Below are 1702 nucleotides of genomic sequence, written 5' to 3' on the forward strand. Positions count from 1 at the left end.
CCTAGCGCGGCCTTTGGCCGCAACCAAAAAGGTGATTTTTAGTTTATTATAAAGTATAGTAGTATCCTCGTAAATAGTAATCAGACAATTTGGAGGACACTACTTATGAATAAGTTGATGGAATTATATCGAGACAGGATCGTGGGTGCAATAAGCGGTCTGGACAGGATTCGTTTTCGCGGGACATTGCGGTGGTTGGCCAGTGAGCGTGGGATGGGAACATTCATGAACCAAGCGAGAATTCTGCTTAAGGATTTTTCCGGTTGGGTCAATGGGCTTACGGCACAGGTGCGAGACAGTTGTGAATCGCGGGCGAAAGATTTGGGTATCGAGGTGCGGTATTTGATGAGCAGCGGTGTTGATAAGGAGAAGTTGGCTCGCCAGATCGCGGCGGATAAGAGGATTACGGAAGGTTCCATCTGCCTGTTGAGTGTGGTAGAGCCTTGTATTGCGCCGATGGTCAAGGGCAACAAGGCCAGCAAGAAGCTCGAGTTGGTAATGGCGCCCCGCAAGTGTGTCTTTGTGTATCATTATTTTAACGATCCAGTGTTTGGTTTTGGTCATGTTCGTATCCAGAGTTGGGCGCCGTTTAATATTTTCATTTGTCTCAATGGTCGTCATTGGCTGGAGCGGCAACTTCAGAAGCAAGGTATTGATTATGTTAAGGACGGCAACTGTTTTGTGCGTATAGAGGATATTGCGGCTGCGCAGGTTCTGCTCCATGAGCAGCTTAAGACTGACTGGGCGAAGCTGCTGAACGGGCTTGCGTTGGGCAGTTGCCCGGCATTGTCGCAGATTCTTCGTCCGTTGGAACCGGAGTATTACTGGTCTGCGGATGAGACGGAGTGGGCGACGGACATCATGTTTAAATCGGTTGAGGCATTGGAGGAGTTGTTTCCATCGTTTGTTCATCATGCGATGCGGGTTTGCGACAGTTCTTCGGTGATGAAGTATTTGGGTAGGCGTAACCTTGCAGGCGCTGCCCCTGATGAGGTTATCAGCGACTATCGAAGACGCTATGAAGGTATACGGGTCAAGCACAGTGTGAATTATAATTCAGTGAAGATGTATAACAAGAGCGGTAGTCTCTTGCGTATTGAGACAACGATCAATAATACGCGGGACTTTAAGGTCTTTCGGAGTCCCAATGATGATGAAGGCAAACCGGCGTCATGGCAGAAGATGCGTAAGGGCGTAAGCGATCTTCATCGACGGTGTGAGGTGAGCCAACAATGCAATGATCGTTATGGGGATGCTTTGGCGGCGGCTCAGGTAGAGGAGAAACTGAAAGAAGTGGTGAGCAGCGCTTGTAACAAGGTTGTCAAAGAGGGCAAGAGGTATCGAGGTTTGAATCCCTGGCAGCAGGATGATTACCAGATGCTGATGTTCCTGTCCAAAGGCGAAAACGCGATAAATGGATTCCGCAACCATGATTTGCGTAAGTGGCTTTACCGGGAATCCGAACAATCCGGCAAGGATCAGCAAAAGAAATATTCCGGACGAACGACCCGACGGATAAAGATGCTGCGGGCACACGGTCTAATCCGCAAAGTTCCGAGGGCCAACCGCTATGTTTTGACGGAGAAAGGCCAGAAGTTCTCTTGTTCACTGATGACCGCTTCAGCCCTTGATATTAAAGCACTTACGGAAATGGCGGCATGAAAAACACGCATAAAAAACAAGAAATTGATGGATAGTAGTA

The 1702-nt window shown here is 48.5% G+C and carries 1 protein-coding gene; it reads left to right on the plus strand.

Annotation, left to right across the window (positions count from 1 at the left end; genetic code table 11):
• The first annotated feature begins 105 nt into the window (after positions 1 to 105).
• Entirely contained in the window at positions 106 to 1662 is a 1557-nt protein-coding gene (locus QZT26_RS17475; RefSeq protein WP_099323647.1) for a hypothetical protein, read from the plus strand.
• Positions 1663 to 1702: the final 40 nt, after the last annotated feature.

This window comes from uncultured Candidatus Kuenenia sp., assembly GCF_900696675.1.
Classification (GTDB): domain Bacteria; phylum Planctomycetota; class Brocadiia; order Brocadiales; family Brocadiaceae; genus Kuenenia; species Kuenenia stuttgartiensis_A.

Bases quoted from the DNA above. Each gene is read 5' to 3' on its own strand.
- QZT26_RS17475 (WP_099323647.1), top strand. From the start codon at position 106: ATGAATAAGTTGATGGAATTATATCGAGACAGGATCGTGGGTGCAATA.